At 75.0% G+C, this 19,344-nt stretch carries 17 protein-coding genes; 12 read left to right on the top strand and 5 right to left on the bottom strand.

What is annotated here, in order from left to right; genetic code table 11:
- The first annotated feature begins 332 nt into the window (after positions 1–332).
- The 11 genes from ACFCX4_RS15585 (at position 333) to ACFCX4_RS15535 (ending at position 11,305) form a co-directional block, all read left to right on the top strand.
- Positions 333–2,105, top strand: a complete 1,773-nt coding sequence (locus ACFCX4_RS15585; RefSeq protein WP_376142596.1) for an ABC transporter transmembrane domain-containing protein — start codon at positions 333–335, stop codon at positions 2,103–2,105.
- 73 nt (positions 2,106–2,178) lie between these two features.
- Positions 2,179–3,951, top strand: a complete 1,773-nt coding sequence (locus ACFCX4_RS15580; protein WP_376142594.1) for an ABC transporter ATP-binding protein — start codon at positions 2,179–2,181, stop codon at positions 3,949–3,951.
- Between the two features lie 226 nt (positions 3,952–4,177).
- Positions 4,178–4,423 (top strand): LapA family protein, encoded by a 246-nt coding sequence (locus ACFCX4_RS15575; protein ID WP_376142592.1) that lies wholly within the window; start codon positions 4,178–4,180, stop codon positions 4,421–4,423.
- Entirely contained in the window at positions 4,420–5,202 is a 783-nt protein-coding gene (locus ACFCX4_RS15570) for an amino acid ABC transporter ATP-binding protein (protein ID WP_376142590.1), read from the top strand. The genes ACFCX4_RS15575 and ACFCX4_RS15570 overlap by 4 nt, the downstream gene beginning before the upstream one ends.
- A 10-nt stretch (positions 5,203–5,212) precedes the next feature.
- A complete protein-coding gene (locus ACFCX4_RS15565; RefSeq protein WP_376142588.1) occupies positions 5,213–6,106 on the top strand; it encodes a glutamate ABC transporter substrate-binding protein in 894 nt (297 codons plus the stop codon).
- Positions 6,107–6,120: 14 nt separating this feature from the next.
- A complete protein-coding gene (locus tag ACFCX4_RS15560; protein WP_376142586.1) occupies positions 6,121–6,765 on the top strand; it encodes an amino acid ABC transporter permease in 645 nt (214 codons plus the stop codon).
- Complete coding sequence (locus ACFCX4_RS15555) at positions 6,762–7,631, top strand: amino acid ABC transporter permease (RefSeq protein WP_376142584.1); 870 nt, start codon at positions 6,762–6,764, stop codon at positions 7,629–7,631. The genes ACFCX4_RS15560 and ACFCX4_RS15555 overlap by 4 nt, the downstream gene beginning before the upstream one ends.
- 216 nt (positions 7,632–7,847) lie before the next feature.
- Positions 7,848–8,753: a LysR family transcriptional regulator gene (locus ACFCX4_RS15550; RefSeq protein ID WP_376142582.1), complete on the top strand. Its 906-nt coding sequence runs from the start codon at positions 7,848–7,850 to the stop codon at positions 8,751–8,753.
- An 87-nt stretch (positions 8,754–8,840) separates the two neighbouring features.
- Positions 8,841–9,407, top strand: coding sequence for a cysteine dioxygenase (locus ACFCX4_RS15545; protein ID WP_376142580.1), 567 nt, complete (start codon positions 8,841–8,843; stop codon positions 9,405–9,407).
- A 7-nt stretch (positions 9,408–9,414) separates the two neighbouring features.
- Entirely contained in the window at positions 9,415–10,473 is a 1,059-nt protein-coding gene (locus tag ACFCX4_RS15540; protein ID WP_376142578.1) for a YeiH family protein, read from the top strand.
- A 124-nt stretch (positions 10,474–10,597) separates the two neighbouring features.
- Positions 10,598–11,305 carry a spermidine synthase gene (locus tag ACFCX4_RS15535; RefSeq protein ID WP_376142576.1) on the top strand — a complete coding sequence of 236 codons (708 nt, stop codon included), beginning with the start codon at positions 10,598–10,600 and terminating at the stop codon, positions 11,303–11,305.
- Between the two features lie 33 nt (positions 11,306–11,338).
- Here ACFCX4_RS15535 and ACFCX4_RS15530 read toward each other — a convergent pair whose 3' ends face one another.
- The 4 genes from ACFCX4_RS15530 to ACFCX4_RS15515 form a co-directional block, all read right to left on the bottom strand.
- Entirely contained in the window at positions 11,339–13,630 is a 2,292-nt protein-coding gene (locus ACFCX4_RS15530; protein WP_376142574.1) for a glycosyl hydrolase family 18 protein, read from the bottom strand.
- Between the two features lie 301 nt (positions 13,631–13,931).
- Positions 13,932–15,935, bottom strand: a complete 2,004-nt coding sequence (locus tag ACFCX4_RS15525) for a hypothetical protein (protein WP_376142572.1) — start codon at positions 15,933–15,935, stop codon at positions 13,932–13,934.
- A gap of 133 nt (positions 15,936–16,068) precedes the next feature.
- Positions 16,069–16,971, bottom strand: a complete 903-nt coding sequence (locus tag ACFCX4_RS15520; RefSeq protein WP_376142570.1) for a TetR/AcrR family transcriptional regulator — start codon at positions 16,969–16,971, stop codon at positions 16,069–16,071.
- Between the two features lie 10 nt (positions 16,972–16,981).
- Complete coding sequence (locus ACFCX4_RS15515) at positions 16,982–17,518, bottom strand: NUDIX hydrolase (RefSeq protein ID WP_376142568.1); 537 nt, start codon at positions 17,516–17,518, stop codon at positions 16,982–16,984.
- 61 nt (positions 17,519–17,579) lie between these two features.
- On the opposite strand from ACFCX4_RS15515, the gene ACFCX4_RS15510 reads away from it, so the two are divergent.
- Positions 17,580–18,800, top strand: a complete 1,221-nt coding sequence (locus ACFCX4_RS15510) for a serine hydrolase domain-containing protein (RefSeq protein WP_376142566.1) — start codon at positions 17,580–17,582, stop codon at positions 18,798–18,800.
- Between the two features lie 18 nt (positions 18,801–18,818).
- On the opposite strand, the gene ACFCX4_RS15505 is transcribed toward ACFCX4_RS15510, so the two are convergent.
- The gene (locus tag ACFCX4_RS15505) at positions 18,819–19,142 is read right to left on the bottom strand and encodes a nuclear transport factor 2 family protein (RefSeq protein WP_376142564.1); all 324 of its coding nucleotides are present in this window, start codon (positions 19,140–19,142) and stop codon (positions 18,819–18,821) included.
- Between the last annotated feature and the right edge of the window lie 202 nt (positions 19,143–19,344).

Below are 19,344 nucleotides of genomic sequence, written 5' to 3'. Positions count from 1 at the left end.
GTGCCCTCTCCTGGTCGTCCTTGTGGTCCTTGTCGTCCGGCCGGTTCCGGCGGCCGCCGCGGTGGGTGCGGTCGCCGCGGTTCCGGCCGGCGCGGCCGGTGCGCGGACCGGAGGCGTCCCCCGGTCCGTCCTCGGCCCGAGGGAAATTTTCCGGCGCGTGCTATCGGCGCTTGCACAACCCTACGTGGTCGGCCGGGCGCGCGGAAAACCTGTTGCGCAGGTCACATCCGAGTTGGCACTCTCACTGCCATGACCTCCTGACCAGCCCACGGCCGTGACTCTCCCGGCCGGTTCCGCGTCCGCCGCCCGTACCGCCCCCGCAACGGAGCGTCATGCTGCTCAAAAGCCTTCCCCTGACCGATCCCGGCCGTCCCGATCTCTCGTCCCCGCTCGCCCTCCTGCGCTGGCTCCAGCGCGGCCAGCGGCGCGGGCAGGTGCTGGCCACCTGCTGGTCGCTGCTGGAGATGGGCTGTCAGGCCGCCCTGCCGGTGCCGGTGGGCCTCGGCGTCCAGGCCGTCGTCGACGGCGACCGGGGCGCCCTCTGGCGGGCCGGCGTGCTCGCCGTGGTGCTGGCGGCGCTCTCCGCGCTCGGCACCGTCCTGCTGCACCGTCAGGCCGTCTGGAACTGGATCCACGCCGCGAGCCAGGTCCGCCAGCTGGTGGCGCGGCAGGCCTCGGACCTCGGCTCCGGGCTGTCCCGGCGGATCGCCACCGGCGAGATCGTCGCGGTCGGCAGCGGGGACGTCGAGAAGATCGGCTGGTACGTCGAACTCGTCGCCCGGCTGCGCGGGGCGGTCGTCGTCTGGCTCGCGGTCGGTGCCGCGGTGCTGGCCGCCGAGCCGGTGCTCGGGCTGGCCGTGCTGCTCGGGGTACCGGTGCTCGCCGCCTCGGTCTGGCCGCTGCTCGGGCCGTTCGAGCGCCGCTACACCGAGCAGCGCGCGCTCGGCGGCAAGGCCACCGAGCTGGCGGCCGACACCGTGGCCGGGCTCCGGGTGCTGCGCGGCATCGGCGGCGAGGAGCTCTTCCTGGCGCGCTACCGGGAGGCCTCCCAGAAGGTCCGCGCCGCGGCCGTCAGGTCGGCCCGGATCTGGTCCCTGATGCAGGCCCAGCAGGTGCTCCTGCCCGGGATCTTCGTGGTCGGCATCACCTGGTACGGCGCCCGGCTGGCGGCCGAGGGGCGGATCTCGGTCGGCACCCTGGTCACGGTCTACGGCGCCACGGCCTTCCTCGCCTCGCCGCTGCGGGTCCTCGGCGAGGCGGCGCACGCCTGGAGCGTGGCCCGTGTCTCGGCGGGGAGGGCGGTCCGGGTGCTCTCGCTCGCCCGTACCGAGGGCGCCGGGGCCGGCCGGCTCGCCGACCCGGCCCGCGCCGACCTCCACGACCCGGTCACCGGGCTGACCGCCCGGGCCGGGGAGCTGACCGCGGTGGTCTGCGGCGACCCGGATTTCGCGGGCGCGCTGGCCGAACGGCTCGGCGGGCACGTCCCGGTGGCCGAGGGCGGCCGGCCCGAGCCGTCCGTGCGGCTCGGCGGCACCGAACTGGACGCCGTCGGGCTCGCGGAGGCGAGGGCCGCCGTGCTGGTGCACGACAAGGAGCCGGTGCTGCTCTCCGGCACCCTGGCGGCGCTGTTCGACATCCCCGCCTCCGGCCGGGTCGCTCCGGCGGACGCGCTCGCCGCCGCCCGCGCGGAGGACGTGCTGGACGCGCTGCTGGACGGCTCCCCGGACTGCGGGGGCGACGTGATGGCGGCGGCGATCACCGAGCGCGGACGGTCGCTCTCCGGCGGGCAGCGGCAGCGGCTGGCGCTCGCCCGGTCGCTGCTGGCCGACCCGCCGGTGCTCGTCCTGGACGAGCCGACCAGCGCGGTCGACGCGCACACCGAGTCCCGGATCGCCACCGGACTGCGGGAGAGCCGGGAGGGGCGCACCACGGTGGTCTTCGCGACCAGCCCGCTGCTGCTCGACCGGGCCGACCGGGTGGTGCTGGTCCGCGACGGGCGCGCGGTGGCGACGGGTGTCCACCGCGAGCTGATGCGCGACGAGCCGGCCTACCGGGCGGTGGTCACCCGCGAGGAGGAACCGGCGCCGGTGGGGGAGCCGCGGTGAGCCGCCGCCCGCCGGCCGGCCCGGGGCCGGCAGCACGACCGAGGAGCGATCCGAACCAGCCGAGGAGTCACGCATGAAGCCCCCCGTCCACCAGGAGCAGGGGCCGGCCACCACCCTGCCGGTCGGCTCGCCCGCCGCCGTGCGCGGGTACCTGCGGCTGCTGGCCGGGCGTCACCGGAGCGCCTTCTCGGGGGTGGTCGGGCTGCACGCGGTGGCCACCGTCGCCGGGCTGGTCGGGCCCTGGGTGCTCGGCACCCTCGTCGAGTCGCTGGCCACCGGCACCGCCGGTGCCACCATCACGGTCGCCGTGGCGTGGTACCTGGCCGCGCTGGCGGTGCAGTCCGCGTTCACCTGGTGGTCGCGGCTGCGCGGCGCGGTGCTCGGCGAGCGGGTGCTGGCCGACCTCCGGGAGGACTTCCTGGTCCGCTCGGTGGCGCTGCCGACCGGCGTCCTGGAGCGGGCGGGGACGGGCGACCTCGTCTCCCGGGGCACCACCGACATCGACCGGCTGGACAAGTCGGTGCGCGAGGCGGTGCCGGAGCTGGCCGTGGCGATCGTCTCGCTGCTGCTGGTGCTGGGCGCCCTGGTCGTCACCTCGCCGCTGCTCGCGCTCACCTCGCTGATCGGCCTGCCGGTGCTGCTGGCCTCCTCGCGCTGGTACTTCCGGCGCGCACCGCAGTCCTACCGCAACGAGTCGGCCGGGTACGCGGCGGTGAACTCCGTGCTGGCCGAGACGGTCGACGCCGGGCGGACGGTCGAGGCGCTGCGGCTGGGCGAGCAGCGGGTCCGGCTGACCGACCGCAAGCTTGCGGAGTGGATCGCCTGGGAGCGGTACACCCTCTGGCTGCGCTCGGCCTGGTTCCCGACCATCGACGCGGTGTACACGCTGGCCGTGCTCGGTCCGCTGGTGCTCGGCGGGCTGTTCGCCCTGCGGGGCTGGATCACGGTGGGTCAGCTGACCACCGGGGTGCTGTACGCCCAGGCGCTGGTGGCGCCGGTGGACCTGATCCTGCGCTGGTACGACGAGCTGCAGATCGGTCAGGCCTCGCTGGCCCGGCTGGTCGGCGTCCACGAGGTGCCGGAGGCCGAGGACGACGACGGGGCCCGTCCGAGCGGCCGGCGGGTCGAGGCGAAGGACGTGCGCTTCGGCTACCGCGAGGGCGTCGACGTGCTGCACGGCATCAGCCTGGACGTCGCCCCGGGCAGCCGGGTGGCGCTGGTGGGACCCTCCGGGGCGGGCAAGTCCACCCTGGGCCGGCTGCTGGCGGGGATCTACGCGCCCGGCCGGGGCAGCGTGACCCTCGGCGGGGCGGCGCTGTCGCGGATGCCCGCCGAGCGGGTGCGCGCCGAGGTCGCGCTGGTCAACCAGGAGCACCACGTCTTCGTCGGGACGCTCCGGGACAACCTCCGGCTGGCCGCGCCCGGCGCCGACGACGCCGAGCTGCGGCGGGCCCTGGACGCGGTGGACGCCGGGGAGTGGGCTGACGCGCTGCCGGCCGGGCTGGACACCGAGGTCGGGTCCGGCGGGACGGCGCTGACGCCACCGCAGGCGCAGCAGCTGGCGCTGGCCCGGCTGGTGCTGGCCGATCCGCACACCCTGGTGCTGGACGAGGCCACCTCGCTGCTGGACCCGAGGGCCGCCCGGCACCTGGAGCGCTCGCTCTCCCGGGTGCTGGAGGGGCGGACGGTGATCGCCATCGCCCACCGGCTGCACACCGCGCACGACGCGGACGTGATCGCGGTGGTCGAGGGCGGGCGGATCAGCGAGTACGGCAGCCATCCCGAGCTGGTGGCGGCCGGCGGTCCGTACGCGGCGCTGTGGCGGTCCTGGCGGGACGAGCGGTGAGGGCCGGCGGTGCCGGGGCGGAGGCGCCCGGGGCGGGGAGTCCCGGGGCGGGGACAGATGCGGCGGGTCCCGGGGCGGAGGGTGCCGGGGTGGCGGCCGTTGGGACGGAGAGTGACGCGGCAGAGGGTGCCGGGCGGTAAACCCGCACGGGGCGGGATTGCCCCGTGTGGGTTACTCCCGGGCGCGTAACCGGGCAAAGCGCACCAATCACCCGCAGACTGCTCGGGTGACCAAGATTTCGGACGGCTCCTCGGGGGCCAAGCGCAGCGAGATCGGCGGGATCCCCACCCGGTACATCGGGATCGGGGTCATCGTCGTGCTCTCGCTCTGGTTCCTCTTCGCCAACCTGGACCGGGTGCAGATCCAGTTCTGGGTGTTCACCGTGACCGCCCCGCTGTGGATCGCCCTGCTGGCCACCCTGATCGCCGGTGCGGCGCTCGGGTGGCTGCTGAAGGGGCGGCGCGGACGGTGAGCACCGCCGCCGAGCCGCCGTCCGCACCCGGGGCCGGCGGCTTCGCCCCGTTGATCGAGCTGCGCGGTGTCAACAAGCACTTCGGGGCGCTGCACGTCCTCCAGGACATCGAGCTGACCGTCGGCCGGGGCGAGGTCGTGGTGGTCGTCGGGCCCTCCGGCTCGGGGAAGTCGACGCTCTGCCGGGCCATCAACCGGCTGGAGCCCATCGAGTCGGGCTCGATCGTGATCGACGGCCGGCCCCTGCCCGAGGAGGGCAAGGGACTGGCCCGGCTGCGCGCCGAGGTCGGGATGGTCTTCCAGTCGTTCAACCTGTTCGCGCACAAGACCGTGCTGCAGAACGTCTCGCTGGCGCAGGTCAAGGTGCGCGGGCGGGCCAGGGCGGAGGCCGACGCCAAGTCCCGGGCGCTGCTGGAACGGGTGGGGCTGGCCGAGCAGGCGGACAAGTACCCGGCCCAGCTGTCCGGCGGCCAGCAGCAGCGGGTGGCGATCGCCCGGGCGCTGGCGATGGATCCCAAGGCGCTGCTGTTCGACGAGCCCACCTCGGCGCTCGACCCCGAGATGATCAACGAGGTGCTGGACGTGATGCGCCGACTGGCGCACGAGGGCATGACCATGGTCGTGGTGACCCACGAGATGGGCTTCGCCCGTGCCTCCGCCAACCGGGTGGTCTTCATGGCCGACGGTCGGATCGTCGAGGACCGCGCACCGGAGGAGTTCTTCGGCGCCCCGGAGAGCGAGCGCGCCCGGGACTTCCTCTCCAAGATCCTGAAGCACTGAGGCCGGGCCCGTGAAGAAGACCGTGATCCTCGTGACCGTCGCGACGGCCCTGCTGACGGCCGGCTGCGGCAAGCCCGGCACCCCGCCGCCGAAGGGACCCCAGCCCAGCTCGCTGCCGACGTACCAGGTGGCGACCACCGCCCCGGTCACCGGCTCACCGACGCTGGACGCGGCCCGCGAGCGCGGGCACCTGGTGGTCGGCGCCAAGGAGGACCAGCCCTACCTGGGGCAGAAGAACCCGGCCACCGGCGAGTACTCCGGCTTCGACATCGAGATCGCCAGGATGGTCGGCGCGTACCTCGGCTTCGGCCCGGACCGGATCGAGTTCAGGACCATCGCCTCCGCCAACCGCGAGACCGCGCTGCAGAACGGCCAGGTCGACTACTACGTCGGCACCTACACCATCAACGACAACCGCAAGAAGCTGGTCGGCTTCGCCGGGCCGTACTTCATGGCCGGGCAGTCGCTGCTGGTGCGCAAGAGCAACACGGACATCCACGGCCCGGAGGACCTGGCGGGCGAGAAGGTCTGCTCGGCGTCCGGCTCCACCCCGTACCAGCGTATCCAGAAGCAGTACCCGCAGGCCAGGCTGATCGGCTACGACACCTACTCGGCCTGCGTGGACAACCTGATCACCGGCCAGGTCGACGCCGTCACCACCGACAACACCATCCTCCTGGGTTACGCGGCCAAGGCGCCGACCGAGCTCAAGGTGGTCGGGCCGCTGTTCTCCCAGGAGCCGTACGGGATCGGCGTGCCGAAGAACGACAACGTGCTGCGCTACGCGATCGACGACGCGCTGGCGTACCACGAGGCGAACGGCGACTGGAAGAAGGCGTACGACGCGACCCTCGGACTGTCCGGGGAGCCCGCGCCCGCCCCGCCGCCGATCGACCGGTACTGAGGGAGGGCCGGGCTGTGAAGACGCTGACCGACAACTGGTCGACCTACTGGGAGGGCTTCCTCGGCACCCTCTCGCTGTTCGCGGTGAGCGCCGTGCTCTCGCTGGTGCTCGGCGTGCTGATGGCGAGCTTCCGGGTGTCGCCGGTGAAGCCGCTGCGGGTGTTCGGCACCGCCTGGGTGACGCTGCTGCGCAACACCCCGCTGACCCTGCTGTTCTTCATCGTGGTGCTGGGCCTGCCGCGCTTCGACATCACCCTGCCGTTCTTCACCTTCGCGGTGCTCGCGCTCGGCTGCTACACCTCGGCGTTCGTCTGCGAGGCGATGCGCGCGGGGGTGAACACCGTGCCGGTCGGACAGGGCGAGGCGGCGCGCAGCCTGGGTATGACCTTCGGCCAGACGATGGGCGTGGTGGTGCTTCCGCAGGCGTACCGCTCGGTGGTGGCCCCGATCGGCAGCGTCATGATCGCCCTGGCGAAGAACACGGCGATCGCCGGCTCCTTCAGCGTCACCGAGCTGCTCGGCACCTACCGGACCATCAACGAGCTCGGCTACAGCATCATCTGGACGTTCGTCTGGATCGCCGTCGGCTATCTGATCATCACCCTGGCCATCAGCGCCGTGTTCAACCTCATGGAACGACGACTGGCGGTGTCGCGATGACGGCGGAATCCTCGGCGCTCTACGACATCCCCGGCCCGAAGGCGCTCGCCCGGCACCGGCTGTACGGCGCTCTCGCACTGGTGGCGATCGCGGCGCTGCTCGGCTGGATCGTCTACATGCTCTTCCACACCGACCAGTTCACCGCGGCCAAGTGGACGGCCTTCCAGTACGAGGGCGTCCAGGAGTTGTTGCTGCGCGGGCTCGCCAACACGCTGAAGGCCTTCGGCTGGACGGTGCTGTTCGCCCTGCCGTTCGGCGCGCTGTTCGCCGTCGGGCGGCTCTCCGACCACCGGGTGGTGCGGTGGCTGTCCACCCTGGTGGTGGAGTTCTTCCGGGCCATGCCGCTGCTGGTGATGATCTTCTTCATCTTCGTCGCCCTGAAGGTCGCCCCGCTCTGGGCGCTGGTGGCCGGGCTGGTGCTCTACAACGGCTCGGTGCTCGCCGAGGTCTTCCGGGCCGGAGTGCTGGCGGTGCCCAAGGGGCAGCGGGAGGCGGCCTTCGCGCTCGGCATGCGCAAGACCCAGGTGATGGCGTACGTCCTGGTGCCGCAGGCCGCCCGGGCGATGCTGCCGGCGATCATCAGCCAGCTGGTGGTGGCGCTCAAGGACACCTCGCTGGGCTTCCTGATCACCTACGAGGAGTTCCTGCACGCGGGCAAGCTGATCGCCACCAACCTGGACTACGACCTGCCGTTCATCCCGGTGGTGATGGTGATCGCGCCGGTCTACATCGGCATGTGCCTGCTGCTCTCCTGGTTCGCCCACTGGGTCGAGCGGCGCACCCGGCGCAGTCCGAGCGCCCGCGGCGGGGCGCCGGTGGCCCCGGCCGAGGTGGCGACCGGGGTGCCGCCGTCGGCCCGGCCGTGACCCGTCGGCCACGGCGGGGACGGGCACGGTGCGAGGCACGGGCACGGCGGGGACGGGCACACCGGGGGATGGGCACGGTGGGGCCGCAGTGGCGGCGCGGGGCCCGCGGTTCGCAGGTAAACCATAGGTACGACCGGGGCCCCGATCCCTTCCTCCAAACTCTGCTTATGATTGCCGGACGACGGCGGCCGGCAGGGCGGAGGAACAGTGGAGCCCGTGTTCGACTCACGGCACATCAGGACCTTCCATGAGGTCGTCCGGGCCGGCTCCTACTCGGCCGCGGCGCGCGAGCTCGGCTACACCCAGCCCGCCATCACCCAGCAGATGAAGGCGCTGGAACGCACCGTCGGCCTGTCGCTGTTCACCCGGGCCGGGCGCGGACTGCGGCTCACCGAGGCCGGCGAGGCGCTCGCCCGGCACGCCGAGCAGATCCTCGGCAGCCTCTCCGCCGCCCAGCAGCAGCTCGCCGCACTCGGACGGCTGCGCGCCGGACGCGTCCGGGTGTGCGCCTTCCCGAGCGCCAACGCCACCCTGATACCCGAGGCGATGGCCCGGCTGCTCGCCGAGCACCCCGGCGTCCGGGTCGAACTCCTGGAGGCCGAGCCACCGGACTCGGTGCAGCGGCTGCTCCGCGGCGAGTGCGACATCGCGCTGGCCTTCCGCTACCCCGGCGCGCCCGCCGGGGTGCCGGACGGGCTGGACGAGGTCCCGCTGATGGAGGACCTGCTGACGGTCCTGCTGCCGGTCGGCCACCCCCTCGGGCGACGGCACGCCGTGCGGCTGGCCGACCTCGACGGCGAGCGGTGGATCGCCGGCTGCCCGCGCTGCCGGGCCAACCTGCTGCACGTCTGTGCCGAGGAGGGCTTCGCGCCCGACATCGTGTTCTCCACCGACGACAACCTCGCCGTGCAGAGCCTGGTCGCGGCGGGGGTCGGGATAGCCCTGATGCCCGCGCTGGTGCTCTCCTTCATGTGCCACCGCAAGGTCACCGGCCGCGCCGTGGAACCGCACCTGCGCCGCCAGGTCAGCGCGTACGTGCTCCGCGAGCACCGGCGGATCCCCGCGACCGCGCTGGTCCTGGACCACCTGCGGCAGGCCGCCGCCGCCCGGGTGGGGTGCTGACCCCGCCGCGATCCATAAGCGGTGATGGGGAAAGAGCGAAAGAACCCTCCTTGGACGTGATGGGTCGGCCGGGGCGAGCCTGCGGGCATGACAACGTCAGCCACGGTCGGCAGCGGCCGGCTCACCGAGCGCATGACCGCCCTCGTCGGCGAGATCCGCGCGGTCGTCGACCGCGGCCTGCCGCCGGAGCTCACCGCCTACCTGGTCGGCGAACGGCTCGCCCCGCACCTCGGCGACACCGGGCTGCTCACCGGCGCGCAGCGCGAGGGCGACCCCGGGGGCTACCGCCAGCACGTCCTGCACGCCGAGCACGACGGCTCCTTCTCCGTCGTCGCCCTGGTCTGGCTCCCCGGCCAGCGGACCCCGGTCCACGACCACGTCTCCTGGTGCGTGGCCGGCGTCCACCAGGGCCAGGAGAGCGAGACCCGCTACCGGCTGGTCTCCGACGGACGCACCGCCCACCTCGTCGAGACCGAGCACCAGACCGGCCCGGCCGGCACCGTCGCCGCCTTCGCCCCGCCCGGCGACATCCACCTCGTGCGCAACGCGGGCGCCGCCACCGCCATCTCCGTCCACGTGTACGGCGCCGACGTCTCCCGGCTGGGCACCAGCATCCGGCGCGTCTACCGGCTGCCCGCCGACGGGCCGCGGTGAGCCCCGGATGGCACTGACCCTCCGGGACCGCCCGGTCCGGACCCCGCGCGCCCGCACCCTGCCCCCGCTCGGCGGCGACACCCCCGGCCTGCTGCTCGCCGTCCTCGGGGTGGCCGCCGCGCTGGCCGTCCACCGGGCCGTCCCCGCCGTGCCCAGCCTCACCGCCGCCGTGGTGCTCGGCGTCGCCGCCGCCCACCTGCCCGGCCTGCGCCCGGTGGTCCGCGGGGTGGCCCGGCCCGGGCTCTCCACCGCAGGCAAGCGGCTGATGCGGCTCGGCATCGTGCTGCTCGGCCTCAAACTGAGCCTCGACGACGTGCTAGGCCTCGGCTGGGCCACCGTCGCGATGGTGCTCACTGTGGTGACCGCGACCTTCGCCGGCACCCTCTGGCTCGGGCGCCGGCTCGGACTTCCCGGCGACCAGCCGCTGCTGGTCGCGACCGGCTACTCGATCTGCGGGGCCTCGGCGATCGGCGCGGTCAGCCAGGCCGCCGGCAGCGAGGAGGAGGACGTCGCCGCCTCGGTCGCGCTGGTCACCCTCTGCGGGACCCTGGCGATCGGCGTCCTGCCGCTGCTCCAGCACCCGCTCGGCCTGGACCCCACCGGCTTCGGACGCTGGGTCGGCGCGTCCGTGCACGACGTCGGGCAGGTGGTCGCCACCGCGCAGGGCGGCGGGGCGGGCGCACTGCGGGAGGCGGTGCTGGTCAAGCTGATGCGGGTGGTCCTGCTGGCGCCGCTGGTCGCCGGGGTCGCGGTGGCCGCCCGGCGGGCCCGCCGGCGGGCCGGGACGACCCCCGTGGCGGGGAAGCGGCCGCCGCTCGTGCCGCTGTTCGTCGCCGGGTTCCTCGCCATGGTCGCGCTGCGCACCACCGGGGTGCTCCCCGAGCGGGCGCTGGTGCTCGCCGGGGACGCCCAGGAGCTGCTCCTCGCGGCCGCGCTGTTCGGGCTCGGCAGCGCCGTCCACCTGCCGACCATGGTGCGCACCGGCGGCCGGATCGCGCTGCTCGGGCTGGGCTCCTGGGTGGTGGTGGCGGGGGTGTCCTACGCAGGGGTGCTGGCCACCGGATAAACCCGGGGCGTCCGGCGAGGGTTGGGCTATTGTCGGGCGGGTGACCCGGTCCGCCGGCCCCCGGGGCTGCCGGTGCGCGGGCCCGCGCTTCCGTGTCCCCGAGCAGCGCAGAGGAAACCGACGCATGACCACCGCACCGCCCGACCGGGACGGCTCCGCCGCCGTCGTGACCCTCGACCGGCGGGAGGGACCCTTCGGGGAGGTGGTGCTGCGGCGGCGCGGCGGGCACTACGAGATCATCGCCAACGGCTGCTTCCTGATGGACACCGCGGACGGGCGCTCCGAGCGGCTGCTGGTGCGGGCCGCGCTGGACGAACTGGACCGCACCGGCCCGGTGGAGCGGCCGTCGGTGCTGATCGGCGGGCTCGGCGTCGGCTTCTCGCTGGCCCACGCGGCGGCCGAGCCGCGCTGGGGGCGGATCGCCGTCGTGGAGCGCGAGGGCGCGGTCATCGACTGGCACCGGGAGGGCCCGCTGGCCGCCTTCTCGGCGGGTGCGCTGGATGACCCGCGGGTCGAGGTGCTGCACACCGACCTGCTGGAGCACCTGGCCTCGCCGGACGTCCCCCGCCACCACGCGCTCTGCCTGGACATCGACAACGGCCCCGACTGGACCGTCACCGACGGCAACGCCGGGCTGTACGGGCCGCAGGGGCTCGCGGCGCTGTGGGACCGGCTGGAGCCGGGCGGGGTCCTGGCGGTGTGGAGCGCGCAGCCGTCCGCGGCCTTCGAGGAGGCGCTGCGGGCCGCCGGGTTCACGGACGTGACCGGCCGCGAGGTCGTGGTGGCCCGGGGCGTGCCGGACGTCGTGCACCTGGCCCGCCGCGCGCGCTGAACGCGCGGCGGGCCGGGGTCCGCACGGGCGGGACTACTTCAGGCCGTTGTCCACCGCGGCCATCAGTTCGCCGTTCGGCGTGTCGCCGTCGAAGGCCCAGATCATCGCGCCGGCCAGCCCCTGGGACTTGATCCAGGCGGTCTTGCGGGCGATCTCGACCGGGTCGTCGTAGGTGTAGAACACGTTCCCGTTGTAGATGTAGGCGTGCCCGGCCACCGGGTCCCGGTAGAGGGTGTAGCCGCCGCCGGCGGCCATCTGCTTGAGCCTCTTGTAGTCCTCGAAGCCAGGCTCGTAGGTGCCGGGGCCGGGGCCCGTCGCGGACTGGAAGAGGCCGTTGGTGGTGCCGCGCGGCACGCCCGTCCAGCCGCGGCCGTAGAACGGGATGCCCAGGGTGAGCTTGCTCTTCGGGGCTCCGCCGTTCACGTACGCGCCGATCGCGACCTCCGAGCTGAACTGCCGGGCCGGCGGGTTGGGGTCGCCGGCGGCGACCTTGACGCCGGACTGCTGGTTGGTGACGGTCTCCCAGCCGCCGTGGTAGTCGTAGCCCTGGATGGTGGCGAAGTCGAAGGCGCCGAACAGGCCGGGGACGTCGATGCCGGCGGCGATCTTCGCCGGGTCGGCGGGGAGGAAGGCGCTCAGCGTGTAGTGCTTGCCGGTGGCGGCGCCCAGGGTGTCCAGCTGGCGGCGGAACTCCTGGGCCAGCAGGACGTAGTTGGCCTTGTCGGCGGGCCGGAAGACGTTGCCCGGGTGGCCGTCGGAGTTCGGCCACTCCCAGTCGAGGTCGATGCCGTCGAAGATGCCGGCCGCGCTGCCCGCGCCGCCGCGCCCGTCGATCACGGGCAGGTTGCCCTTGATGTACATGTCGATGCAGGAGGTGACCAGCGCCCGGCGGGAGGCTTCGGTGGCCGCCGCGTCGGAGAACCACTTGCTGTACGACCAGCCGCCCAGCGAGATCTGCGTCCGGAGGTTGGGGTACTTGGCCTTGAGCTGCCTCAGCTGGTTGAAGTTGCCGGCCAGCGGCTGCTCCCAGGTGTCGGTGGTGCCGGCCACGGAGTTGCCGGCGTCCCAGTTCTTGCCGAAGTCGGCCCAGGCGTCACCGGCGCCGTCGCCCGCGTTGGGGTCGCTCTCCGGGCCGGCCGCCTTGTTGGTGAGGAAGCACTGCTTGGTGGTCGGGTGGATGTTGGCGAAGGCGTAGTTGAGCACCGAGAGCCGGCCGGCCGAGCCCGAGGTGTCGAGCTGCTTCACGCTGTAGCCGCGGGAGTAGACGCTCCACTGGGTGAAGTAGCCGATCTTCAGCGCGCCGCCGGGGCCCTTCCCGGTGCGGCCGGTCACCGGGCCGGAGGCCGGCGAGACGTTGCCGGCGGCGTCGCGCGCCCTGACGGTGAAGGTGTACTCGGTGTCCGGGGCCAGGCCGCGGACCGTGCCGGAGGTGCCGGCGACCGTGACGACGACGCCGTTGCTCGCGGTGATGTCGTAGGCGGTGACGTCGTCGTTGTCGGTGCTCGCCGCCCAGCTCAGTGAGACCGAGCCGGAGTCGGTGCCGGTGACGGCCGGGGTGCCCGGTGCGGTGGGCGGCTCCCGGTCGTCGATCGGCGGGGGAGTGGTGACGCTCAGCGGGCCCGCCGCGGCCGAGCGGTTGCCGGCCGCGTCGAAGGCCTGCACGGTGAACCGGTAGGTGGTTCCGGCGGTCAGGCCCTGCACGGTGACGGCCGTGGTGGCGCTGTCGGTGGTGGCGACCTTGGTGCCGTCCTGGTAGACGTCGTACCCGGTGACGCCGACGTTGTCGGTGCTCGCCGTCCAGGAGAGGGCCGCCGTGGTCCGCTTGACGGTGCCGGCGGTGAGGCCGCCGGGGACGGTGGGCGGTGACTGGTCGTCACCGCTGCCGTCGCACGGCTTGTTGTTCACCTTGCAGTTGAGCAGTGGCCGGTAGCTGCCGGTGTAGGCGATGTTGAAGCCGACGGTGTAGCTGCCGCCGATCGGCAGCTGCGCGGCCCAGCCGGGGTTCTTCACCGTGACGTGGGAGGCCGACAGGGTGTACGGGGCGTTCCACAGACCGGCGATGTTGTGGCCGGCGGGGAGGTCGAACTCCAGGGTCCAGCCGTTGACCGCGGCGTTGGTGGTGTTGGCGATGACATAGCTGCCGTCGTAGCCGCTGCCCCAGTCGCGGCCCGTGACGAGGGACGCGGTCAGGGCGCCCGCGGCGGCGGCCCGCGGTGCGGCCGGGCCGTCGGCGGCGCTCGCGGCGGCGGGGAGGGCCGCGGCGAGCAGGGGGACGAGCAGGGACCCGGCCGCCAGCAGCGGCAGGGCGGTCCGACGTCTGCGCATGGATGTTGCTCCTGTCCCGGGGCCCCGGGCCGCGGGCCCGGACGCCCCGTTACCCGTGGGGAGGTGTCAGGTGCGTGGAGCTGCGGGCTCCGGGCCTTGGGGTGGCGCGGAACCGGTCCTCGGGCCGTCGGGGTGCCGCGGAGGATCCTGTGCCGAGGGTAGGGAGCGGACCGTCGGCTGGCAATGGGGCCCCACCGGTCGGCGCCCGCGGGCAGGCCCGGGCCCGGGCGCGGCCGGTCGTGGCGAGGCCGCCCGGCGGTCGGGACCACCGGGCGGCCGGGCGGCGGCGGGGCCGCCGGGGTCAGCCGAAGGGGTCGTGCTCCGGGGCGCCGGCGGGCGGTGCGGCCGGGGCGGCGTCCGGCTGCGGGGCGAACGGGTCGAAGTCCGGCGGCGGGACAGTCACCGGGGTGCCCTTGACGGGTGCGGCCGTTCCGGCCCCGGGCGCGGGGACGGCGGGCGGAGTGCCGGGCCGCGGCGGGACGGCGGCGGGCCGCTGGGACGGGAGGGTGGTCCCGAACGGGTCGCTCGGCCGGTCGGCGGCGGTCACCGTGCCGAACGGGTCGGCGGCCGGGGCGGCCTGCGGTGTCTCCGGTCCGGGGGTGGGTTCGGCGGCGGGGGTGCCGAGGATGCCGAAGGGGTCGAAGTCCGGCGGCGGGACCGTCACCGGCGTGCCCTTGAGGGGTTCTGGTGTCTCCGGTCCGGGGGTGGGTTCGGCGGCGGGGGCGCCGAGGATGCCGAAGGGGTCGAAGTCCGGCGGCGGGACCGCCACCGGCGTGCCCTTGGGGCGGGCCGGGGTCGCCCCGCCCGCCTCCGCCGGTCCCGCCTGCGCCGGTCCGGCGTTCCGGGCCCCGGTGTCGTCGGGAACCAGGATCGGCTGGGCCGGGGTCGGGTCGGCGACCGGGGCGAAGGGGTTGAAGTCGGCCGGCGGGATGCGGACCGGCGTGCCGCGCAGGTGGACCGGCAGCGGGGTGGCGTCCTCGGCCGCGGTCACGGCGGCAGCCGCGGCCACGGTCCCCGGCCCGGGTGCGGCTGGTGCGGGTGCCGCGACCGGAGCCGGGTCGGCGGGCGGCGGGGCCGGGGCCGGGAGCGGCGCGGGGTCCGCGAGGGGCGGCGGGGGGACGACCGGGACGCCGGGCACGCCGTCCCAGCCGAACTGCACGCTCCGCAGCAGCTCGGCGAAGACGTCCGTGTACAGCTCCCAGTCCTGCGGCTGGGCGGTGGTCAGCTGCACGCAGAGCACCGAGACGCCGTCCGGCAGCGGGACGAACGCCTCGACCACCGAGGTGACCGCCCAGCGCCGCACCCCGTCGGCGGCCAGCGGGGCCGGCACCGGAACGCTGCGGCCCTCGACCAGCACGGCGGCCGGTCCGGCGGGCAGCAGTACCGTCCACACCTCGGCGTGCCGGCGCAGGGTGGCCAGCTCGGTGGCGAGTCCGGTGATCGGCAGCGGGTGGCGGGCCAGCGAGACGGTCAGGGTCGCGTCGGCGGGGCGGCCGTCCACGTGGAGGGCGCCGACGCCCGCGTAGACGGTGCCGGAGGCGGTGACGGCGTCGGCGAGGGCGGCGGTGATCAGCGCGAAGTCGCGGCGTTCGGCCGGGCCGGTCCCGCTGAACAGCTCCTCGGCGGTCTCGGCCAGGTGGTCGGCCAGTCCGGCGGCGGCCGCGCGGGTGGCCGGGTCGGCCGGGGGACCGGCCGGGAGGCCTTCCGCCGGGCCGGTGGGCACGGTCCGGGCGGAGACGCCGGGCGGGCCCTCCGGCGAGGTGAGCGCGTGGAAGCCCGGCGGGACGACCAGCCGGACCTCGGCGCCCGCGCCGGTGGGCAGTTCGACGGGCTGCCGGGTCTGCCGGCCGGCGGCCAGTGCGGCCAGCGGCGCGCTGAACGAGGGGCGGAGCTTGGGGTCGGCGGGCTCACCGGTGACCGGCAGTTCGAGGTGTCCGGCGGTGAGCGCCGCGGGGGAGCCTGCCGCGCCGCGGACCGGGCCGGTCACGCCGTAGCGGGCCGGCAGCGCACCGGTCACCAGCGGGGCGAGCGCGGCTCCGGTGCCCGGCCGGGCGGTGCCCGCGGTGATCACGGTGCCGAGCCGGTCGACGGCGGTGTGCACCGGGCCGTTGGGCGCCAGCGGCAGGTGGAACAGGGCCTCGGCGGCCGGGTGCGCGGCGGCCCGCAGGGCGGTCAGCGCGGCCGCCGGGTGGCGCGAGGTCCGGGCGCCGAAGAGGGCGTCGGTGAGGCTGCCGAGTGTCGCGGAGATGCGCTCGGCGGCCGCGAAGGGGCCGGCCTCCGCGCCGAACTGGCCGTCCTGGGTCAACTGTTGAGCCCCCCGCTCTGTGCGCTGTGCGTTCGGTGGTCCGCGGAACCCGGTCCGGGGCGACCGGCGGGCCGTCGGATCCGTCCACATTCCTATCAGAGGCCGCCGACGCGGCAGAACCTGCCGCCGGGGGTCAGCCGCTCTCCCCGGCGGCGGCCCCGCCGTCGGCATCGTTCCCTGCGTCGTTCCCGGTGACGGCCCCGGAGACGGAGCCGGCACCGGCCCCGTCGGTGGGGCCCTCCCCGGCCGGCCCGCCGGCCAGCGCGGCCAGGGTGCCGGCCAGCTCGGGGACGGCCAGCAGGCCCGCGAGGTCGCGCACCAGACGCCCGGTCGGACCCTCCGGCCGCTCACCCGCGAAGAAGCCGGCCAGCTCGGCGGCCAGCGCGGGCTCCCGGGCGGCGGTCAGGGTGAGCGCCGCCACGAACTCCTGCACCAGGTGCAGCTGCAGCCGTTCCAGCGGCACCGAGCGGTCGGCCAGCCACTCCAGCGAGGTGATCTCGGCGTTGGCGATCCAGGCCCGGACGGTCAGCCGCAGCCCCGGGCTCGGCGCCGGGAGCGCCAGATGACCGAGGATCTGGTCGTACGCGGCCTGCCGGACCTCGTCGATCACCGCCGAGGCGTTGCTGCCGGCCGTCACCGAGCCGCCGCGCAGCAGCGCCGCGAACCCGGGACCGTGGCTCTGCACGAAGTCCAGGTACCGGCCCATCACCCGGTACAGCCGTTCGGAGAGCGGACCCTCGGCGGGCTCCTCGAAGCGGCCGGACAGCTCCCGGCCGGCCCGGCGCAGCGACTCCTCGTAGATCGCCTGCTTGCCCGGGAAGTAGTGGTAGACCAGCGGCCGGGAGGCGCCCGCGGCCGCGGCGATGTCGTCGATCGACACCTCCTCCGGCGGCCGGTGGCTGAACAGCTCCAGCGCGACGGCGATCAGCTGCTCGCGCCGCTCGTCCACGCTGAGGCGCCGGCGCGGCCGTTCACGCTCCGGGCGGTCGCTGCGCGCGGGCGCGGGGGAGGGGGCCGACGGCGTGCGGGATGCCATGCGCGCCAGCCTATCCGGCCGGTCGCGACGGACCGCGCTCCAGGTGGCGGCGGTAGGCCTCGCGGCCGTCCGGGGCGAACTCGTCGCGCGCCAGCCGCTCGGCCAGCTCGGCCGGGGTGAGCCAGCCGTGCCAGGCCACCTCGGACTCCTGCGGCGCGACCGGGCCGTCCCACTCGGCCTCGTGCACGTCGCACCACCAGGCGAGGCCGTCGCCGCGGAACAGGAAGCGGAACTGCGGGCGGGTGACGATGCCGCTCACGCCCAGCTCCTCCTCGGCCTCGCGGACGGCGGCCTCCCGGTAGGTCTCGCCGGCGCCGACCACGCCGCCGACGTACATGTCGTGCGCGCCCGGGGCGAACAGCTTGGTGGCGGTGCGCCGGTGCACGAAGATCCGCCCCGCCGGGTCGCGGACCAGGACGGAGACGCACCGGTGGGTCAGCCCGCGCCGGTACACCTCCCCGCGCGGCGCGGTCCCGGTCACCCGGTCGTGCTCGTCGACGACGTCCAGCAGTTCGGCGGCGGGATCGGTCCCGGCGGGAGTGGTCATGACCCACAGGTTAGGGTTTCCGGGCGATTCACGAACGTACGAACGGCGAGGACGGCACGCGGTGGTGGAGATCTGGGGCGAGACGGCCGGAGGCTTCGAACCCGTGCGGGAGGCCTTCGCGCGCAACTTCCGCGAGTACGGGGAGCTGGGCGCGGCGTTCGCGCTGTACGTCCGCGGCCGCAAGGTGGTCGACCTGTGGGGCGGCGACGCCCGGCCCGAGGTCGGTGGCCGGCCCGCGCCGGCGGTGCCGTGGACGGCGGACACCGCGCAGGTGCTGCGCTCGGTCACCAAGGGGATGACGGCGGCCACCGCGCTGCTGCTCGCCGAGCGCGGACAGCTCGACCTGGACGCCCCGGTCGTCTCGTACTGGCCGGAGTTCGGGGCGGCCGGCAAGGGCGGCGTGCCGGTGAGCTGGCTGCTGTCGCACCGGGCCGGGGTGCCGGCGCTGGACGTGCCGCTGCGGCTGGAGGACGTCCTCACCTGGGAGCGGGCGGTGGCCGCGGTCGCGGCCCAGGCGCCCGCCTGGGAGCCGGGCACCGCGCACGGGTACCACCCGTACACCTTCGGCTGGCTGGTCGGTGAGGTGGTGCGCCGGGTCAGCGGGCGGAGCGTCGGCCGGTACTTCGCCGAGGAGATCGCCCGGCCGCTCGGCCTGGACCTGTGGATCGGGCTCCCGGCCGGTGCCGCGCCCCGGGTCGGCCGGCTGGTCGACCTGCCCGCCCCGCGGTCGGCCGGGACCGGTCCCGGCGGGCTGCGGCTGCGCGCCAAGCAGTCCGTGCGGGACGCCTACCAGGACCCGGCCTCGCTGACCGCCCGGGCGTTCGCCTCGGTGCGGCCCGGGGTGTACCTCAACGACCCGGCGGTGCAGGCCGCCGAGATACCCGGTGCGGGCGGGATCGGCACCGCGCGCTCGGTGGCCCGCTTCTACGCGGCGCTGATCGGCGCGGCGGACCGGCACGGCAGCGGCGGCGGTACGCTGCCGCCGCTGCTCGGGCCCGGGGTGCTGGCCCGTGCGGCCGGGCCCGCGGTGAGCGGCCCGGACCGGGTGCTGATCGTCGACTCGTCCTTCGGGCTGGGCTTCTTCCGGCACGGCCCGACCTCGCCGATGGCCTCGCCGGCGAGCTTCGGCCACCCCGGCCGGGGCGGTTCGCTGGGCTTCGCCGACCCGGAGCTCGGGATCGGTTTCGGCTACGTGACCAACGGCATGCAGCCCGGCGTCACCGGGGACGCCCGTTCCCGCACGCTGATCAGGGCGGTGCGGGAGTGTCTCGGGGTGTCCTGACGGCGGCGGGCCCCGGGGTCAGGCCTGGCCGGTCTCGAAGCGGCTGATCCGGCCGCCGTCGACGGTGAAGCGCCAGGCGGTGCGCATCTCGCCCCAGGTCTCGTTGGTGAAGTTGGCGACCAGGGCGCGGCCGCCGGCGGACTCGGTCTGCACGTCCATGTGGCCGCGGACGGTGAAGATCTCGCGGTCGATCCACTGCCCGAGGTCGCGGTCGGAGCCGTCGTCGGCCATGGTCGCGTCGGGGGCGAGCAGGTCGACGAAGGCCTGCCGGTCGCCGGCGTTGATCGCGGTGACGGCCGCGCGCACGGTCGGGTCGGACAGTCGGGCGGGGGCGATGGTCATCCGGTCTCCCAGGAGTCGTAGCGGGTGGGGACTCCTGTTTAGGACGCGGGCCGGGACGCGCCGCGCATGTCGGCGGCGCGTCGGGCATTTCCCGGGAATGGTGTGCTTAGATCCCGATACGGGTGATTTGCCCCCAGGGGTCCCCCGGCCGGGCCACGGGGAGTGGCGTCCGGAGCGGGAGGCCGGCACCCGCCGGGCGCCC

The sequence above is a fragment of the Kitasatospora sp. NPDC056327 genome, assembly GCF_042261735.1.
In the GTDB taxonomy this organism is placed as follows: domain Bacteria; phylum Actinomycetota; class Actinomycetes; order Streptomycetales; family Streptomycetaceae; genus Kitasatospora.
Note: the sequence above shows the minus strand (reverse complement) of the source record. Positions and strands in the feature narration are given on the sequence as shown.

Coding starts and splice junctions, on each gene's coding strand:
- ACFCX4_RS15585 (WP_376142596.1), top strand. CDS start 333: ATGCTGCTCAAAAGCCTTCCCCTGACCGATCCCGGCCGTCCCGATCTC.
- ACFCX4_RS15580 (WP_376142594.1), top strand. CDS start 2,179: ATGAAGCCCCCCGTCCACCAGGAGCAGGGGCCGGCCACCACCCTGCCG.
- ACFCX4_RS15555 (WP_376142584.1), top strand. CDS start 6,762: ATGACGGCGGAATCCTCGGCGCTCTACGACATCCCCGGCCCGAAGGCG.
- ACFCX4_RS15545 (WP_376142580.1), top strand. CDS start 8,841: ATGACAACGTCAGCCACGGTCGGCAGCGGCCGGCTCACCGAGCGCATG.
- ACFCX4_RS15540 (WP_376142578.1), top strand. CDS start 9,415: ATGGCACTGACCCTCCGGGACCGCCCGGTCCGGACCCCGCGCGCCCGC.
- ACFCX4_RS15535 (WP_376142576.1), top strand. CDS start 10,598: ATGACCACCGCACCGCCCGACCGGGACGGCTCCGCCGCCGTCGTGACC.
- ACFCX4_RS15530 (WP_376142574.1), bottom strand. CDS start 13,630: ATGCGCAGACGTCGGACCGCCCTGCCGCTGCTGGCGGCCGGGTCCCTG.
- ACFCX4_RS15520 (WP_376142570.1), bottom strand. CDS start 16,971: ATGGCATCCCGCACGCCGTCGGCCCCCTCCCCCGCGCCCGCGCGCAGC.
- ACFCX4_RS15515 (WP_376142568.1), bottom strand. CDS start 17,518: ATGACCACTCCCGCCGGGACCGATCCCGCCGCCGAACTGCTGGACGTC.
- ACFCX4_RS15505 (WP_376142564.1), bottom strand. CDS start 19,142: ATGACCATCGCCCCCGCCCGACTGTCCGACCCGACCGTGCGCGCGGCC.